14 protein-coding genes and 1 pseudogene are annotated in these 16,507 nt (G+C 64.4%); 7 read left to right on the top strand and 8 right to left on the bottom strand.

What is annotated here, in order from left to right; all coding sequences use genetic code 11:
* Positions 1 to 192 precede the first annotated feature (192 nt).
* Positions 193 to 897, top strand: a complete 705-nt coding sequence (locus tag KM135_RS18570) for a hypothetical protein (protein ID WP_221715571.1) — start codon at positions 193 to 195, stop codon at positions 895 to 897.
* 108 nt (positions 898 to 1,005) lie between these two features.
* Here KM135_RS18570 and KM135_RS18575 read toward each other — a convergent pair whose 3' ends face one another.
* Positions 1,006 to 2,469, bottom strand: coding sequence for a transferrin-binding protein-like solute binding protein (locus KM135_RS18575; RefSeq protein WP_221715572.1), 1,464 nt, complete (start codon positions 2,467 to 2,469; stop codon positions 1,006 to 1,008).
* 390 nt (positions 2,470 to 2,859) lie between these two features.
* On the opposite strand from KM135_RS18575, the gene KM135_RS18580 reads away from it, so the two are divergent.
* Positions 2,860 to 4,059, top strand: a complete 1,200-nt coding sequence (locus tag KM135_RS18580; protein ID WP_221715573.1) for an IS256 family transposase — start codon at positions 2,860 to 2,862, stop codon at positions 4,057 to 4,059.
* A 248-nt stretch (positions 4,060 to 4,307) separates the two neighbouring features.
* On the opposite strand, the pseudogene KM135_RS18585 reads toward KM135_RS18580, so the two are convergent.
* The 3 genes and pseudogenes from KM135_RS18585 to lepA all read right to left on the bottom strand — a co-directional run.
* Positions 4,308 to 4,579, bottom strand: a pseudogene (locus KM135_RS18585) (elongation factor 4); the annotation flags it as partial.
* Between the two features lie 33 nt (positions 4,580 to 4,612).
* On the bottom strand, positions 4,613 to 4,870 hold the full coding sequence (locus KM135_RS18590; RefSeq protein WP_221715599.1) for an alkylphosphonate utilization protein: 258 nt from the start codon (positions 4,868 to 4,870) through the stop codon (positions 4,613 to 4,615).
* A 50-nt stretch (positions 4,871 to 4,920) separates the two neighbouring features.
* Complete coding sequence (lepA, locus tag KM135_RS18595) at positions 4,921 to 6,741, bottom strand: translation elongation factor 4 (protein WP_221715574.1); 1,821 nt, start codon at positions 6,739 to 6,741, stop codon at positions 4,921 to 4,923.
* A gap of 200 nt (positions 6,742 to 6,941) precedes the next feature.
* Here lepA and KM135_RS18600 point away from each other — a divergent pair, with 200 nt between their 5' ends.
* Positions 6,942 to 7,721, top strand: a complete 780-nt coding sequence (locus KM135_RS18600; protein WP_221715575.1) for a CsgG/HfaB family protein — start codon at positions 6,942 to 6,944, stop codon at positions 7,719 to 7,721.
* 63 nt (positions 7,722 to 7,784) lie between these two features.
* On the opposite strand, the gene KM135_RS18605 is transcribed toward KM135_RS18600, so the two are convergent.
* The 3 genes from KM135_RS18605 to KM135_RS18615 form a co-directional block, all read right to left on the bottom strand.
* Positions 7,785 to 8,312 (bottom strand): AAA family ATPase, encoded by a 528-nt coding sequence (locus KM135_RS18605; protein ID WP_246606346.1) that lies wholly within the window; start codon positions 8,310 to 8,312, stop codon positions 7,785 to 7,787.
* On the bottom strand, positions 8,309 to 8,884 hold the full coding sequence (pnuC, locus tag KM135_RS18610) for a nicotinamide riboside transporter PnuC (protein WP_221715576.1): 576 nt from the start codon (positions 8,882 to 8,884) through the stop codon (positions 8,309 to 8,311). Before pnuC ends, KM135_RS18605 begins: the two co-directional genes overlap by 4 nt.
* A gap of 97 nt (positions 8,885 to 8,981) precedes the next feature.
* Positions 8,982 to 11,654 carry an EAL domain-containing protein gene (locus tag KM135_RS18615; protein ID WP_221715577.1) on the bottom strand — a complete coding sequence of 891 codons (2,673 nt, stop codon included), beginning with the start codon at positions 11,652 to 11,654 and terminating at the stop codon, positions 8,982 to 8,984.
* 187 nt (positions 11,655 to 11,841) lie between these two features.
* Between KM135_RS18615 and KM135_RS18620 the strand changes: the two genes are divergently transcribed.
* On the top strand, positions 11,842 to 13,140 hold the full coding sequence (locus KM135_RS18620; protein WP_221715578.1) for an FAD-dependent oxidoreductase: 1,299 nt from the start codon (positions 11,842 to 11,844) through the stop codon (positions 13,138 to 13,140).
* A gap of 58 nt (positions 13,141 to 13,198) precedes the next feature.
* Positions 13,199 to 13,537: a hypothetical protein gene (locus tag KM135_RS18625; RefSeq protein ID WP_221715579.1), complete on the top strand. Its 339-nt coding sequence runs from the start codon at positions 13,199 to 13,201 to the stop codon at positions 13,535 to 13,537.
* A 290-nt stretch (positions 13,538 to 13,827) separates the two neighbouring features.
* Here KM135_RS18625 and dnaN read toward each other — a convergent pair whose 3' ends face one another.
* Positions 13,828 to 14,940: a DNA polymerase III subunit beta gene (gene dnaN / locus KM135_RS18630; RefSeq protein WP_221715580.1), complete on the bottom strand. Its 1,113-nt coding sequence runs from the start codon at positions 14,938 to 14,940 to the stop codon at positions 13,828 to 13,830.
* Positions 14,941 to 15,150: 210 nt separating this feature from the next.
* Between dnaN and KM135_RS18635 the strand changes: the two genes are divergently transcribed.
* Both KM135_RS18635 and KM135_RS18640 read left to right on the top strand, forming a co-directional pair.
* The gene (locus KM135_RS18635; protein WP_221715601.1) at positions 15,151 to 15,651 is read left to right on the top strand and encodes a hypothetical protein; all 501 of its coding nucleotides are present in this window, start codon (positions 15,151 to 15,153) and stop codon (positions 15,649 to 15,651) included.
* Positions 15,648 to 16,337 carry an aspartate/glutamate racemase family protein gene (locus tag KM135_RS18640; RefSeq protein ID WP_221715581.1) on the top strand — a complete coding sequence of 230 codons (690 nt, stop codon included), beginning with the start codon at positions 15,648 to 15,650 and terminating at the stop codon, positions 16,335 to 16,337. Before KM135_RS18635 ends, KM135_RS18640 begins: the two co-directional genes overlap by 4 nt.
* The last annotated feature ends 170 nt before the right edge of the window (positions 16,338 to 16,507 follow it).

The following is a 16,507-nucleotide window of genomic DNA, read 5'->3' on the forward strand; positions in this document are numbered from 1 at the left end:
TGCCAGGCGGACCCATTTTCTGTTCTGTGAGAAATCCTACTCTGCTTCCGGCCGGAAGCAACGGAAATCCGCGCCGATTCCGGGTCGAGCGCAAGAAGGGCCTTGGCAACCGATGGCGCGATCAAATCGCCTTGCTGCCGGAAATTCACTTTCTTCTGTCCTATATAGTACCAAATAGGTTAAATGGATCACATGCAACCACGTCGCCACATCCCGCCGGTCTCGCTGCCGGCGTTTCGCCCCGTCCCTCGCAAGTGCAGCCGTCACGACGGCTGGACCGCCCAGCGCCAGCGCGATTTCATCGCCGCCCTCGCCGATACCGGATCGGTCACGCACGCCGCCGCCCGCGTCGGCATGTCGACCGAGGGCGCCTATATGCTGCGGCGCGCGAAAGGCGCCGAGGAGTTCGCCGCCGCCTGGCTCGCCGCGCTGGATCACGGCATCGCCCGGCTCGAGGATATCGCCCTGGAGCGCGCGATCCACGGCATCGAAGTTCCGGTCTACAGCTATGGCAAGCTCATCGGCACGCGCATCGTCTATAATGATCGCCTCATCATGTTCATGCTGCGCAACCGCGCCATGGACCGCTTCCCCGCCGGCGCCACGAAGGCCGGGCTGGGCCACGCCGCCCAATTGCGCGCCGAGGCCGAGGCGGCCAACCGGCCGGACATGGACGAGATCAAGAAGGGCATCCTCAGGAAAATCGAGGCCATCGCCGCACAGGATCGTCGCATGGGCAAGATCGGCGTCGGTCTCGAAGGTCAGGAAGCCATCGACTTCGAGAATTGGCGCGCGGAGCGAGCGGAGCGGCTGGGCCTGCCGCCGCCCGAGCGGCTATTGCCGCCGCTGGACCGGATCGGCTGGCGGGGCAGGTCAAAGCTGTACAAGGACGAATAGAAACCCAACGCCCCGTCACCCCGGGCCTGACCCGGGGTCCCGCTTCTTCTGCCGTGATCTGGCAAGACCAAGAAGCTTATGAGCCGACGCTCGGCGCCCGCATTGGGTTCACGGAGTTATCTGTTTTGCCAGTGCGACGCCTGCGACCCAGAGCGTGCCAGGCAACGGCTTTCCGTCCGTTCCAATTCCGCCAATTGGCGCGATTATGAATTGCGCGGCAAGCTCCTCGGACTTGGGGCCGAAAAACACGGGTTGGATTCCCCCGCCGCTGATAAAGCTGGTCGGTCCGGTAAGGCTGCCTCCATAAGGAATGCCTCCAGGCATGATGCCGTCGATAACCCAGCGCCCAAGCGATGAAGCCACGGAACCGTCCGGGTTGAGCCGGTCGAGATCAAGCGCACCCGTATATTTCAGCATCGTGAAGTCGAAATTGAACATCGATTTTCCGCCAACTTCGAAGGGGTTGGCGTCGCTAAGGGCACCCGCCCCAACCACGATTCCTTCATATCGAGCGCTGCCGGTGCGTGTTGCCAGCATGTTGACCGGCGTCGGCAAGCCATACAGGAAATATTGGCGATCGAACCGTTCCTCGCCGCCCGGCTCGGAGACGGACGTCGTCCAATGGCCGAAGCTCGCATATGAGAGCGCTATCTCGGTATTGCCCGAACCCGGTCGATACATGGCCAGGGTTGTCGGCAAATTGTCGATCGTCTTGCGATAGGTCGTAAAGCGCGAAGTCTGCTCAACGCGCTCCAGGTCCGTGAATGTGCTGTTGAGGCCGGGGCGACCGGATGCCGAGAAACTGATCTGCCCGTTCTTGGCGATCGTCACGGTCTGATCGAAGCCTTCGAATATCGCGTTGGCACCCAGGCTGAAGAAGGTGCCGGGGCTCTTGCCTGCTGCGAAGTGGACCGTCTTCCCGGTGCTCGTCAGGTCCTGCTGCAGCTTCGTCAGATTGAGGTTCACGGGTGCCACGGATGGATCGCGCGTGCCGGTTATGGCGCCCACGAAGCCGTTGCTCTCATTGGGGCCTGGGTTCATGTGCTGCGGGTAAGCGACGATCGTCGCACCGATTTCTTCCGCATTCGGACCGAAAAAACGACCGTCGATTGTCCCCGACATGCCGCCGGCCGGCCCAATCACGAGCGCTGTGCCTGAAAATGCATTGCCGCTGCCAAGGCGGCCGACCGCCGTGAAGGGATAGACGGTCGGTTGATACTCATAAGTCGTAAGATTGAGCATCTTCGTGTCGGCAAGCGCCGCGAATTCGCCCGTCATGAAGTCGACGTTGAAATCCCCGGTACCTTCGAGGCCATAGGGTGCGTAGCCGCTGATCAGCGCGATGCCGAACAGGTCGATGTCCCAGCCGGCCGTGCCGGTTCTCGGAACATTCGCGGTTGGGGTGGGAAAGCCATAGGTGAAGACGTTGAAGGATGCGTTCTGTATTTGCGCAGTAAGCGTGTCATGCTGCCAATAGCCGTAGCCGACATATTGGTTGGGCTGGCTCTGGGAAGCGCGCTGCGTGAACAGCTTCAACACGTCTCGCGTGTCGCTGGAGCCGCCGCCGATCACGAAGGATTCGGACCCCGCCCTCGTGGTGCTGATGCGATCGGCCGGGTTGAAGCGCTGTGATCGTTCGTTCGTCGCAAGCGTATAGCTGTTGGTTGCCGCGTCGTAGCTGATGCTGAGCGCCTGGCTTTCATGCTTGCCGAAGGAGGTCTGCAGGCTGAACCGATCGAATTTGACCGCGCTCGCCGCCGATGTGCCGCTGAACGTCTGGCTGGCGCGCAGATCGCTGATGGTCGTATTGGGCGACGGTGTGGGCGTCGGAGTAGGCGTTGGAGTAGGCGTCGGTGTCGGCGAGGGCGTCGGCGTCGCAGTTGGCGTGGGAGTCGGCGCAGGCGGGGCCTGTCGGTAATTTTGTGCGCGGGGCCATAGAGATGGATAGGAAGGACCATCGATATGGCGATCGACAAGGAAGTGCTGGATCAGCTGCTGGCAGGGCGTGATCCACAGGAGCTGTTTGCGAAGGACGGTCTGCTCGACGAGCTGAAGAAGGCGCTTTCAGAACGGATGCTGGCAGCCGAGCTGGATGAGCATCTGGAGGTTGAAGGCGCCGAAGGCGCAATGAACCGGCGCAACGGCACGTCGAGGAAGACGATGCTGACGGGCACATCGAAAGTGACGCTGGATATTCCGCGCGATCGGGCCGGTACGTTCGACCCGAAGCTGATCGCCAAATACCAGCGCCGGTTTCCCGACTTCGATGACAAGATCGTGTCGATGTACGCGCGCGGGATGACGGTGCGCGAGATCCGCGGGCATCTCGAGGAACTGTACGGCATCGACGTGTCGCCGGACCTGATCTCGACGATCACCGACGCGGTGCTCGAGACGGTCGCGGAATGGCAGGGGCGGCCGCTCGACGCCTGCTATCCGCTGGTGTTCTTTGACGCGATCCGCGTCAAAATCCGCGATGAGGGCTTCGTGCGCAACAAGGCGGTGTACATCGCGCTCGGCCTCCTGCCCGACGGCACGAAGGACATCCTGGGCATCTGGATCGAGCAGACCGAGGGCGCGAAGTTCTGGCTGCGGGTGATGAACGAACTCAAGAACCGCGGCGTCGGCGATATCCTGATCGCCGTCGTCGATGGGCTGAAGGGCTTCCCCGACGCGATCAACGCAGCCTTCCCCGAAACGGTCGTTCAAACGTGCATCGTCCACCTGCTCAGGAACAGCATGAGCTTCGCGTCGTGGAAGGACCGAAAGCCGATCGCCCAGGCCTTGCGCAGCGTCTATCGCGCCGAGACGGCGGAGGCCGGCCTGGCCGCGCTCGATGCGTTCGAGACAGGCCATTGGGGCAAGCGGCATCCCGCCATCGCCCAGAGCTGGCGGCGGCACTGGGACCAGGTGATCCCGTTCTTCGCCTTCCCCGAAGGCGTGCGCCGGATCATCTACACCACCAACGCCATCGAGGCGCTGAACTCAAAGCTGCGGCGCGCAGTGCGCACCCGTGGCCACTTCCCCGGTGACGATGCCGCGATGAAGCTGCTATACCTCGTCCTCAACAAGGCGACCGAGGAATGGAAACGGCCGCCACGTGAGTGGTCGGAGGCAAAGACCCAGTTCGCCGTGATCTTCGGCGAGCGGTTCGTCATCTGATGACGACAACCGGCCCCGCGCACAAAATTACCGACAGGCCCGCGCAGGCGTGCTGCTAACGCCGCCACTTCCTCCGCCGCCACAGCCAGCGAGCGACATTGCCAGAACCAGACAACCCGAAAACTTCTTCGCGATCACGCCGAACCCCCTGCTCATCCCGCTCCACTGTCTCGAATGGCTGGCGGGCAAGCAAGGGCATAAACCATTCAGCCGACGACAAAGTTGGTGAAGGTCACAAGATGAAAGACCTAGCTTTCATCCCCCATCCGCAGCGTTGCGATGAACGCTTCCTGCGGGATTTGCACCGATCCATATTCCCGCATCCGCGCCTTGCCCTCTTTCTGCTTTTCTAGCAGCCATTTCTTGTGGGGGTGTCGGCGCAATGGCATTTCGCTGCAAAATCCTCGCGCATCATAGCGATGGTCTGGCGCGCAGTAACCTTGCCGCCGGTCGCGGCCTGAAGGGGGATATTGAGCGAGTGTGGCGGGAAGCGGGCACGTCGGGCGCCGAACATGTGGCGCAAATTGGCGGGAAGCCGACACTTACGACCCTCTCACCGCTTCCGCACAAACTCCGCCCGCAGCACCAGTCCCTTGATCCCCTCATAGCGGCAGTCGATCTCCTGGCTGTCGCCGGTCAGGCGGATCGACTTGATGAGCGTGCCGCGCTTGAGGGTCTGGCCCGCGCCCTTCACCTCCAGATCCTTGATGAGCGTCACCTGGTCGCCATCGGCCAGCAGATTGCCGACCGCGTCGCGCACTTCGACGGCGCCGGCCGCCGCCTGCTTCGCCGCGAGTTGCGAGGCCGGCATCCACTCGCCGCCCTCCTCGTCGAACACATAGTCCTCGTCGTCGGTCCCGCTCAACTCTCGTCCCCCATGCGCAGCGCCGCGATGAACGCTTCCTGCGGGATCTGCACCGAGCCATATTCCCGCATCCGCGCTTTACCCTTCTTCTGCTTCTCCAGCAGCTTCTTCTTGCGGGTGATGTCGCCGCCATAGCATTTCGCGGTCACGTCCTTGCGCATCGCGGCGATGGTCTCGCGGGCGATCACCTTGCCGCCGATTGCGGCCTGGATCGGGATCTTGAAAAGGTGGCGGGGGATGAGGTCCTTGAGGCGCTCGCACATATGGCGCCCGCGCTCCTCGGCCACGCTGCGATGGACGATCATGCTGAGCGCATCGACCGGCTCGTTGTTGACGAGGAGGCTCATCTTGACGAGGTCGCCCTCGCGCAGGCCCGTCTGTTCATAGTCGAAGCTGGCATAGCCGCGGCTGATGCTCTTGAGGCGATCGTAGAAGTCGAACACGACTTCGTTGAGCGGCAATTCATAGGTCACCTGCGCGCGTCCGCCGACATAGGTGAGGTCGGTCTGGATGCCGCGGCGATCCTGGCAGAGCTTGAGGATCGAGCCGAGATACTCGTCCGGCGTGTAGATGACCGCCTTGATCCAAGGCTCGTCGATCTGCTCGATCCGGCTGGGATCGGGATAGTCGGCCGGATTGTGCAGCATGATCTCCTTCGCATCTTCGGTCTTCGATTTGCGAAGCTGGATGCGATAGACCACGGACGGCGCGGTGGTGATGAGGTCGAGATCATATTCGCGGGTCAGCCGCTCCTGAATGATCTCCAGATGGAGCAGGCCGAGGAACCCGCAGCGGAAGCCGAAGCCGAGCGCCGCGCTGCTCTCCATCTCGAACGAGAAGGAGGCGTCGTTGAGGCGCAGCTTGCTGATGCTCTCGCGCAGCTTCTCGAAATCGGCGGCATCGACCGGGAAGAGGCCGCAGAACACGACCGGCTGCACTTCCTTGAAGCCCGGCAGCGGTTCGCTCGCACCGCCCCTGACGGAGGTGATCGTGTCGCCCACGCGGGTCTGCGTGATTTCCTTGATCTGCGCGGTGATGAAGCCGATCTCGCCGGGGCCAAGCTCCTGCAGAGTCTCGATCTTGGGGCGCATGCAGCCGACGCGGTCGATCAGATGCTCGGTGCCGCCGATCATGAAGCGGATCTGCTGGCCTTTCTTCAGCACGCCGTCGATCACGCGGACGAGGATGACGACGCCGAGATAGGGGTCATACCATGAGTCGACGAGCATGGCCTTCAGGGGCGCGTTGCGGTCGCCCTTGGGCGCCGGGATCTTGGTGACGATCGCTTCGAGAATGTCGTCGATGCCGATGCCGGACTTGGCGCTGGCGAGCACTGCCTCGCTCGCGTCGATGCCGATCACATCCTCGATTTCCGCGCGCACCTTCTCCGGTTCGGCGGCGGGCAGGTCGATCTTGTTGATGACCGGCACGATCTCGTGGTCATGCTCGATCGACTGGTAGACGTTCGCCAGCGTCTGCGCTTCCACGCCCTGCGCCGCGTCCACGACCAGCAGCGCGCCTTCGCAGGCGGCGAGGGAGCGGCTGACTTCATAGGCGAAGTCGACATGGCCCGGCGTGTCCATGAGGTTCAGCTCATAGGTCTCGCCATTGCGCGCCTTGTAGTCGAGGCGCACGGTCTGCGCCTTGATGGTGATGCCACGCTCCTTCTCGATGTCCATATTATCAAGGACCTGGCTGGTCATCTCGCGGTCGGAGAGGCCCCCGGTGCGCTGGATGAGCCGGTCGGCGAGCGTCGACTTGCCATGGTCGATATGCGCGATGATGGAGAAGTTACGGATGTGAGCGAGATCGGTCATGCCGCGCCCGATAGCAGCAAGGGAAGATTTGGGCAAAGGCCGCTGCAAGTCCATTCCGTCCAAGACAGGAACGCCCGATCCATGACAATTGCCGTTAGGCAAGGGCGTTTATCTTGTGCGCATATCTGGCTGTGATAAAAGCATGGTCGAGGGTATTGCGAGCAACGATGGCTTGCGATTTTCATAGGGGTAGGTGGAAAATGAAGGGTTCGATCAAGTTCCTGGTCGCGGCGACCGCGCTCGCAGTCGTGGCGCAGCCGGCATTGGCCGTGGACAACAAGAAGGGCTCGTCGGGCCGTCAGGACCAGACCAAGGGCACGCAGGAAATCCCGAAGTGCTACAAGAAGCTCGGCACGATCGCGATCGTCGAGCCGGAGAACCAGTGGTGGCGCGAGATGAATCTCGGCAGCCCGGAGGCGATCCTGCGCATCTTCGTGCAGCAGTCCGGCTGCTTCACGCTCGTCAACCGCGGCCGCTCGATGCAGAGCCGCGCGATGGAGCGCGCCATGGCCGATCAGGGCGAACTGCAGGGCGGCTCGAACCTCGGCAAGGGTCAGGTCAAGGCGGCCGACTATTTCATCGAGCCGAATATCGTCACCACGAACAAGAACAGCGGCGGTAATGCGCTGGGCGGGGTGCTCGGCGGCTTCCTCGGTCGCAGCACGTTCGGCGCGATCGCCGGCGGCATCAACATCAAGAAGAGCGAGGCGAACGTCACGCTGTCGATCGTCAATGCGCGCACGACGGTCGAGGAAGCGCTGACCGAGGGCTATGCCCGCAAGTCGGATCTGAGCTTCGGCGCCGGTGGCGGCGCGGGCTGGTGGGGCGGTTTCGCCGGCGCGGCTGGCGGCGGCTATCAGAACACCGACATCGGTCAGGTTATCGTCCTTGCTTATCTCGATGCTTACACCAAGCTGGTCGACCAGCTCGGCGGCCTGCCGGCCGATGCAGCGGCGGCGGCGCCCCGCGCGACCAAATAAGCCAGTCGCCGGATCGGCATGCGAAAGGGCGAGCCTGCGGGCTCGCCCTTTTCCTTGCGCGGCTCAGGCGGGGATGAGCCCGGCGCGGGCGATCGCGCCGAGCGCACTGTCGAACCGCTCGTCCTGCTCGCCCGAGATCAGAGCCCAGGGGAGATCGCGCCGCTCCAGCTCGGCCCGGCAGAGATCGAAGAAGCGCTCCTGCTCCGCGCGCTCGGAGAACATGCGCACCTCGTCGCCGATCCACGGCAGATCGATATCCATCAGCAGATAGAGCTGGCCGACATCGGCAAAGGCATCGAGCGCGGGGATACGGTGGCTGAAGAGCATCATGCTCCACGCGGCGGTCATGATCGGGTCGGTGTCCTGAAACAGCAGGCCGCGCGCTTGCGGCGCCAGCGCCTCGCGCGCCTCGACATGCCCATGCATGATGGTGACGAGATCGTCGGGCACGAGATCCGTCCCGTGCTTCTCGCAATAGGCGCGGCCATATTCGGGCACCCAGACCGTGCCGAAATGCGCCGCCAGCCGCTCGGCCAGCGTCGACTTGCCGGTACTCTCCGGCCCATGCAGGACGACCGATGGCAGGCTCATGCGATCGCGATCCGGCTCTTCCGATGGGCGCGCATCCACTCGATCAGTCCGGCCAGCGAGAACAGCAGGAAGACGATGTAGAGGCCGGCCGTGAGATGCAGCCCCTTCGTCCAATAGAGCGGGATGGCGAGGCAATCGACGATGATCCAGAAGGTCCAGTTGTCGATATAGCGCCGCGCCATGAGCAGTTGTGCGACGATGCTGAGCATCGCGACGCCCGCATCCCAATAAGGCGCGGCGGCATCGGTCTGCCGGTGCATGAGCCAGCCCCAGAGAGCGCTGGTCGCGATGCCGACGGCCGCCCAGACGAGAAAGCCCGGCATGCCCAGCCAGCGCACCGGGACGCCCTCGTCCTGCGTGCGCGCGCCGGACCAGTTGAGCCAGCCATAGAGGTTCAGGACGAGGAAGAAGATCTGCAACAGCGCGTCGCTGTAGAGCCGCGCCTCGATGAAGATGAAGAAATAGAGCGAGACCATCGCGATGCCGAACGGATAGTTCCACAGGCTGCGCCGGACGATCAGGGCGATGTTCGCCAATCCGAGAATGACGGCGATGATCTCCAGCGGGCTCACGGAACCGGTTCTTATCGGCGCCTTTGCAGCCTGTCGATATGCCCTGCCCGGATCGTGCGGCGAGCCAGGCTGCATCGATATTCAGCCCGGAAGCCGATCAGCTCGCCTGCTTCCACTTGTCGCGATAATAGTCGATCGCGTCGGTCGTGACCGCGCTGCGTTCCTTCTCGGCCGGTGCGCGCAGCCTCTCGATCTCGACGGCCTGGGCGAACTCGATGCCCATCCGGTCCTCATGCGACCAGCGGCATGTGCCGCTCACGATGTAATTCTTGCCGAAGTCGATCTCGAAAACCGTGCCGACGGGCACATCGAGCAAGCCCTCGACCATTGCGCCCTGCCTGGAGATGTTGCGGATGCGCGCCGGATAGGCATGGCCGTCATGGCCGAGCGTGACCGAGCGGAGCATGGCCATCCGCTGCTCGCGGCTGGCCTTATGCCCTTCGGCCTTGGCATAGCCCTCGCGGTCCTGCAGCAATGTGATGGTCGCCTCGGCGGATGCGGGGCGGCCGTAAACATAGCCCTGAACATGGCTGCAACCCAGCGAGCGGATCAGCGCCAGCTCGTCGAGCGTTTCAGCGCCTTCCGCGGTCGTCTCCATGCCGAGCGCCTCGGCGAGGCTCACGATGGACTTGACGATCGCGGCGTTGCGGCTGCCCTTGATAGCGGCGCCGCGCACGAAACTCTGGTCGATCTTGATCTTGTCGAACGGCGCGGTCTTCAGATAGCCGAGCGCCGAATAGCCGGTTCCGAAATCATCCAGCGCGAGCCGCACGCCGATATTCTTGAGTGCCGCGAACATCGTGTCGGTATTGCTGCCGTCGGCCAGGAACACGCCCTCGGTGATCTCCAGCTCGAGCCGGCTGGCTGAGAGGCCCGCATTGGCGAGCGCGCGCATGACGAGAGACGGCAGCGCCGGGTTAGCGAACTGGATCGGCGAGACGTTGACCGCGACGCGCGTGCCCTCCGGCCACTGGACGGCGTCGCAGCAGGCGGTGCGCAGCACCCATTCGCCGATCGTGCCGATCAGCCCGGCTTCCTCCGCAATGGGGATGAAATCGGCGGGCGAGATCGATCCCTTGGTCGGGTGGCGCCAGCGGATCAGCGCCTCGAAACCGGTGACGCGCTCGGTGCTGGCGCAGACGACCGGCTGATATTCGAGATGCAGGCCGTTGGAGACCATCGCATGGCGCAGGTCCTGCTCCAGCTGCCGCCGCTCCTCGGCATCGGCATGCATGGCGGGGGCATAGCAACGGAACAGCCCGCGCCCATCGGCCTTCGCGGCATAGAGCGCGAGGTCGGCATTGCGGATGAGCGTCTCGGCGGTCTTGCCGTCGCCGGGCGCGATGGCGATGCCGATCGACACGCCGATGATCACCTGGCTACCGTCGATCGAATAGGGCTGTGAGAGCGTGTGGATGATCGCGTCGGCCAGCTTCGAGAGGTCGCCCTTGTCGGTCATCGAGGGGAGGACGATCTTGAATTCGTCGCCGCCCAGGCGCCCGACCTTGCCGCTCGTCCCCACGAGGCGCAGCAGCCGCTGCGCGACCTGGCAGAGCAGGGCGTCGCCGGCCGGATGGCCCATCGTGTCATTCACTTCCTTGAAGCGATCGAGATCCAGCAGGAAGAGCGCGCATTCATTGGGCATGCCGCGCTGATCGGTCAGGGCCTGCTCCAGCGTCGCGAGCATCTGGCCGCGATTGGCGAGGCCGGTGAGCGAATCGAACTTGGCGAGGCGCGCGATCTCGGCCTGCGAGCGCCGCATTTCGGTGAGGTCCGAACCGCTGCCGCGGAAGCCGAGAAACTGGCCGAACGGCGTCACCACGGGCTGGCCGGAGAGCGACCACCAGCGCTCCTCGCCCGCGCCGGCCGCCTGGACGGCTAGCTCGGCAAAGGCGGTGCGGGCGGAGAAATGGAAGCCGAGCGTGCGCTGGCCTTCGCCGGCGGCGCCGGGCTCGGGCGGCGCGATCAGCGCGGAGAAGGGCTGGCCGACAATGTCCTGCGGCTTGCGGCCGAGCTGCGCCGCGAGCGTGTCCGAAAGATAGGCGACGTTGCCGACGCGGTCGGTCTCCCAGAACCAGCCGCGCCCGGTCTGTTCCAGATCGACAAGGAAAGCGCGCGCCTGATCGCCGGTAAGGCCGGTGCTGCGGATATGCGCGGTGGCGCTGCGGCTGATGCGGAATTCCACCGCCATGACGAGGCAGACGCCGGTCGCGAAGATGATCAGCGGGGTCAGCAGATCCATGATCGGGATATTGCTGACGAAGGCGATGATGCCGCCAATGCCGTAGGCAATGCTGAGCAGGCGCTGGCGGCCGAATATGGCGACCGCCAGCAGCGCGGGCGTCAAGGTAACGACCATCAGCTTGAAGGCATTCTCGCCCAGGATCGCGGCGGCCGAGGTGGTGAAGAGGGCGCTGGCAATGGCGACGAATGGCGCGGCGATGATCAGCTGCTGATTGGGCGACAAGGCCGAGAAACCGCGGATGCGCGGCACGATGAGGATCGCGGCGTCGATGACTGTCAACGCGGCAAGGAAGGTGATGAATTCCCAATGCGGCATGGCATGGGCGATCTGATGCCAGCCCACCGCCTGGCAGAGCAGCACCGCGCGCGCGACCATGAGCAATGGCCAGCTCGTCGCGATCAGCCGGATCGCGCGGGCAAGCAGCTCGACGGAATCGCCATCATGCTCGTCCGCCGCGCCGATCATGGCGTACCAGTCCGTGCTGTTGTCGGGAGCTGGCTGGGTCTTGGGGCGGACGAAGCTCATGCGGCGGCGATGCCACGGGATCCCTTGCAGAATGGTTAGCAGCGAACGGCAAGAGATCGATTTTACATCGTCTTGCGCGTGCTTGCCGAATACTTGCGGAGAATTGCGTGCTTGCGCGACCTGACCGCGCGGCTAGGCTGCCCGAAACCGACCGATTGCACGCAATCGAGTCCCAGGGAGGAGCGCCATGCGCCACATCGCGATCATCGGCTCCGGGCCGGCCGGCTATTACACGGCGGAGGCCTGCCAGAAGCAGTTCGGCGACGATGTCCGCATCGACATCATCGATCGGCTGCCGGTCCCCTTCGGCCTCATCCGCTCCGGCGTCGCGCCCGATCATCAGTCGATCAAGGCGGTCGCCCGGCGCTACGAGCAGGTCGCGCTGACCGATACTGTCCGCTTCGTCGGCAAGCTCAGCATCGGCCAGGATGTGAGCATCGCCGAACTGCTGTCGCTCTACGATGCCGTCGTGCTGGCGACCGGCGCGCCCTCCGACCGGCCGCTCGGTGTGCCGGGCGACGATTTGCCCGGCGTCATCGGCAGCGCCGCCTTCGTCGGCTGGTATAACGGCCATCCCGATTTCGCCGCTCTCGCGCCCGATATCGACGGACGCGACATCGTCATCATCGGCAACGGCAATGTCGCGCTCGATTGCGCGCGCATCCTGGCGAAGAGCGCGGATGAGTTCGCGGGCAGCGACATCGTGGAGCATGCCTATCAGCGGCTCTCGACCGCGCAGCCGCGGTCCATCACCATTCTCGGCCGGCGCGGACCGCAGCAGATCGCGATGACGCCCAAGGAGCTGGGCGAGCTGGGGCATCTGGCGCGGGCCTCGGTCCATGTCGATCCTGCCGATCTGCCGCCGCCGGAAAGCGACGCCGTGCTGGAGCCGGGGCAGCGCAAGTCCGTGAACTTGCTGCGGGAATTCGCCCAGGACCATCCCGAAAAGGCCGTGCCGATCCGCTTCGACTTCTTCGTGAAGTCCGTGCGCGTCGAGGGCGACGGCAAGGCGGAGCGGCTGGTGATCGAGGACACGCAGCTCGGCGCCAATGGCGAATCCGTCGGCACCGGCGCGACGCACAGCATCCCCGCCGATCTCATCATCAGCTGCATCGGCTATCGCACCTCGCCGATCCCGGACGTTCCCTATGACGAGCAGCGCGGCCGCTTCGCCAATGAGGAAGGGCGCATAAGGCCCGGCCTCTATTGCGTCGGCTGGGCACGGCGCGGGCCGACCGGCACGATCGGCACCAACAAGCCGGACGGCTTCATGATCGCCGAGGAAATCGCCAAGGACCAGCCCGAGGCGGCAGGCAAGCAGGGCAGGGCAGGGCTCGATGCGCTGATCGAGGCACGCGGCCTCGCCATCGTGACGTTCCGCGACTGGCAGAAGATCGACATCGCCGAAGTCGAGCGTGCCCGTAGCGGCGCGCCGCGCGAGAAGTTCGTGCGGGTTGAGGATATGGTGGCGGCGAGCAGGGGGTAGAGCCGCCTATCGGATCGATAATCTTGTGGGCGAAGCGAGCAACGGTCATACAAGCCTCGTGAACAGAGGTACCGTTTTTGCTGCCCTTATGCTTGGGGCCTGCTCTGCAACAGACCACAACTTCGTCGTAGACACCTCGGAAGCTGATCGGCCGGTCGTCAAGGCGGTTCTCACGCTGTGCGATCAGCCGCCAAAGACCCTTTTGGCTTCGGGGAAGTGGTTTGTCGGGCAAGTTCGTGCGTGCGAAGGCGGCGGCAATATCGAACTGCAGCATATCGATGGCTCAATCAGCAATTGTCGCATTGGTTATGTGACAACGATGAGTGACTGGTGGCTGGTGAAGGTCAGAGGCAGGGTCTGCGACGTTCAATGGGTGCCGGAGCCGACGGACGGCTAACCGTCCAAATCGTGTGGGAGCGGACTGCCGGGATGCGACCTTAAAACCGACATTGCCTCACTTTCTGTTCCCCGGCGAAGGCCGGGGTCCAGTCCTAAAGGAAACAACGCACGCGAGAGCGTGCATTCGGCGCTTTGCGCTGAGTCTGGACCCCGGCCTCCGCCGGGGAACGGCTCACGATGTGAGGGGCCGCTCGTGAAAGCCAGCCGGTCGCTCATCCGACGGCGGGCCAAGCGAGAGTGACCAGTCCGAACCCGGCGGTCGCCTGAGCGAGCGCGCCAGCCCCAAAATCACACCCGCATCGGCATCAGCACATAGAGCGCCGGCGCCTTCTCGTCCTCGCGGATCAGGGTCGGCGCGGCGGCGTCGGCGAGGTGGACTTCGACGCTGTCGCCTTCGATCTGGCCGAGAATATCGAGCAGATAGCGCGCGTTGAAGCCGATCTCGATCGGTGTCGCGGCATAGTCGCCGGGCACTTCCTCGGCGGCGGTGCCATTCTCGGGGCTGGTGACCGAGAGGGTGATCTTGTCCTTCTCGACCGCCACCTTGACCGCGCGGGTCTTCTCGGTGGCGATGGTCGCGACGCGGTCCACGCCTTCCTCGAAGCTGCGCGGGTCGATCTTGAGCAGCTTGTCGTTACCCGTGGGGATGACGCGGCTGTAATCGGGGAAGGTGCCGTCGATGAGCTTGCTGGTGAGCACGGCATTGCCGAGATCGAAGCGGACCTTGGTGGGCGAGAGATCGATGCGCACGCTGCCGTCCACCTCGTCGAGCAGCTTGCGCAGCTCGGCGATGCATTTGCGCGGGATGATGATGTCCGGCATGCCCTCGGCGCCGTCCGGGCGGGCCACGGTCACGCGGGCGAGGCGATGGCCATCGGTCGCGGCGGCCTTCAGCACCGGGGCGGGATCCTCGGCGACGTGCAGGAAGATGCCGTTCAGATAATAGCGCGTCTCTTCGGTCGAGATGGCGAAGCGCGTCTTGTCGATGATCTGGACGAGCGCGGCGGCCGGCAGCTCGAAGCTGGTCGGCAGCGGGCCCTCGGCGATGATCGGGAAGTCGTCGCGCGGCAGGGTCTGCAGGTTGAAACGGGCGCGGCCGGCCTGGACGAGCATCTTGCCGTCGGCCGCTTCCAGACGCACCTGACTGCCTTCGGGCAACTTGCGCGCGATGTCGAACAAAGTGTGCGCCGAGACGGTGGTGGCACCGGGTACCTCGACCTGCGCCTGCACATTCTCGACGATCTGGAGATCGAGATCGGTTGCCATCAGCTTGATCGTGCCGTCGCCGCTCGCATCGATCAGCACGTTGGACAGGATGGGGATGGTGTTGCGGCGCTCGACGACCGATTGGACATGTCCAAGGCTCTTGAGCAGCGTCGCACGTTCGATAGTGGCCTTCATCCCTCTGGAGTCCGTTTCTCTATCAGGTTGTTGGAGTCGGATCGCGCATCCGCTCATGGAGCATCTTTCCATATCGAAATTGCCGGAGGGGGCAAGAGAGCAGGCCCAAAAAGCCGGAGTCCCCGTCGATCGGCCTGCGCTCCCGGCGCGCGATCATGGCCGCGATGACGCTTGTCTTGGCGGCCACTTTGCGCTTTGTCGCGGTCCATGATGTCGCGCTTCCTCCTGCCGCTTGCCGCCTGCGCCGCACTGCTGCTTCCGGCGGCGGCGGGTGCGCGTGACGTCTTGGGCGTGTTCCAGCGCTGGGGGGCGTTTCGCGATGCCGAGCAGGCGCGCTGCTTCGCCATCGCGCAGCCGCTCGCGGGCGGCTGGGAGAAGTCGCCGTGGCGGCCGTTCGCCTCGATCGGCTATTGGCCGCGCCGGGGTCTGCGCGGGCAGGTCAGTCTGCGCCTGAGCCATCAGCTCGCGCCCGGCACGGGGGCGACGCTCACCGTGGGGGACCAGCGCTTCGCGATGAGCGGCGGCGGGGCGGACGTCTGGGCGGCCGACCGGCGCGCCGACGCCGCGATCCTTGCCGCCATGCGCTCCGGGCGCGCGATGACCGTCTCGGGCCGGGCGAAGGCGGGCGGCGGCTTCACCGATCGATACGACCTGCGCGGCGCCGCAACGGCGATCGACGCGGCGGCACTGGGTTGCACGAGGATCAAATGAAACGCATCGGCCTCATCGGCGGCATGAGCTGGGAAAGCACCGCCATCTATTATCGCCTGATCAACCAGTCCGTGCGGGCACGGCTGGGCGGCCATGCCTCCGCAGACATCGTGCTGCGCTCGCTGGATTTCGCGCCGGTCGAGTTATTGCAGCGCGCGGGCGACTGGGTCGGGCTCGATGCGATGATGGCGCAGGCCGCGCAGGATGTGGAGGCGGCGGGCGCGGACGTCGTGTTGCTCTGCACCAACACGATGCACCGCTGCGCCGACGCCATCGAGGCGACGATCTCCATCCCGCTGCTGCACATCGCCGAGCCGCTGGAACTGGCGCTGGACGAGCTGGAGATCGAGACGATCGGCTTGCTGGGCACGCGCTACACGATGGAACAGAGCTTCTATCGCGAGCGGCTGGAGGAAGCCGGCATCGAGGTGCTGGTGCCCGAGGAGCCGGACCTCAGCGAAGTCCACCGCATCATCTACGAGGAGCTGGTCGCCGGACGGATCCAGGAAAGCTCGCGCAAGGCCTATAAGGAGATCATGGAGCAGCTCGCGGGCGACGGGGCCGATGCCATCGTGCTCGGCTGCACCGAGATCGGCCTGCTGGTCGGGCCGGACGACGCGCTTGTGCCGATCCTCGACACGACCATCCTTCATGCGCAGGCGGCGGTGGAGTGGGCGCTGAGCTGATTGAACCATTCTCCGACTGTCGCGAGAGGCGGGAGGGGGGCGGACGCAATAGGAACAAATCCGCGCAATTTTTTTTCGAAGGTTACGAAGGTTATTGGGTCGGGCAAAATCTCGGGGATTTGCGAAATCCCGGAAATCTGCCGAAATCAGGTTTGAGATGCGGTTTTCAA

It is taken from the genome of Sphingobium xanthum, assembly GCF_019737615.1.
Lineage (GTDB): Bacteria > Pseudomonadota > Alphaproteobacteria > Sphingomonadales > Sphingomonadaceae > Sphingobium > Sphingobium xanthum.

Excerpts from the sequence above, each read along its gene's own strand:
- KM135_RS18640 (WP_221715581.1), top strand. The coding sequence starts at position 15,648 with ATGAAACGCATCGGCCTCATCGGCGGCATGAGCTGGGAAAGCACCGCC.
- KM135_RS18620 (WP_221715578.1), top strand. The coding sequence starts at position 11,842 with ATGCGCCACATCGCGATCATCGGCTCCGGGCCGGCCGGCTATTACACG.
- KM135_RS18635 (WP_221715601.1), top strand. The coding sequence starts at position 15,151 with ATGTCGCGCTTCCTCCTGCCGCTTGCCGCCTGCGCCGCACTGCTGCTT.
- dnaN (WP_221715580.1), bottom strand. The coding sequence starts at position 14,940 with ATGAAGGCCACTATCGAACGTGCGACGCTGCTCAAGAGCCTTGGACAT.
- KM135_RS18600 (WP_221715575.1), top strand. The coding sequence starts at position 6,942 with ATGAAGGGTTCGATCAAGTTCCTGGTCGCGGCGACCGCGCTCGCAGTC.
- KM135_RS18590 (WP_221715599.1), bottom strand. The coding sequence starts at position 4,870 with ATGCCGGCCTCGCAACTCGCGGCGAAGCAGGCGGCGGCCGGCGCCGTC.
- KM135_RS18615 (WP_221715577.1), bottom strand. The coding sequence starts at position 11,654 with ATGAGCTTCGTCCGCCCCAAGACCCAGCCAGCTCCCGACAACAGCACG.
- KM135_RS18580 (WP_221715573.1), top strand. The coding sequence starts at position 2,860 with ATGGCGATCGACAAGGAAGTGCTGGATCAGCTGCTGGCAGGGCGTGAT.
- KM135_RS18570 (WP_221715571.1), top strand. The coding sequence starts at position 193 with ATGCAACCACGTCGCCACATCCCGCCGGTCTCGCTGCCGGCGTTTCGC.
- KM135_RS18605 (WP_246606346.1), bottom strand. The coding sequence starts at position 8,312 with ATGAGCCTGCCATCGGTCGTCCTGCATGGGCCGGAGAGTACCGGCAAG.
- lepA (WP_221715574.1), bottom strand. The coding sequence starts at position 6,741 with ATGACCGATCTCGCTCACATCCGTAACTTCTCCATCATCGCGCATATC.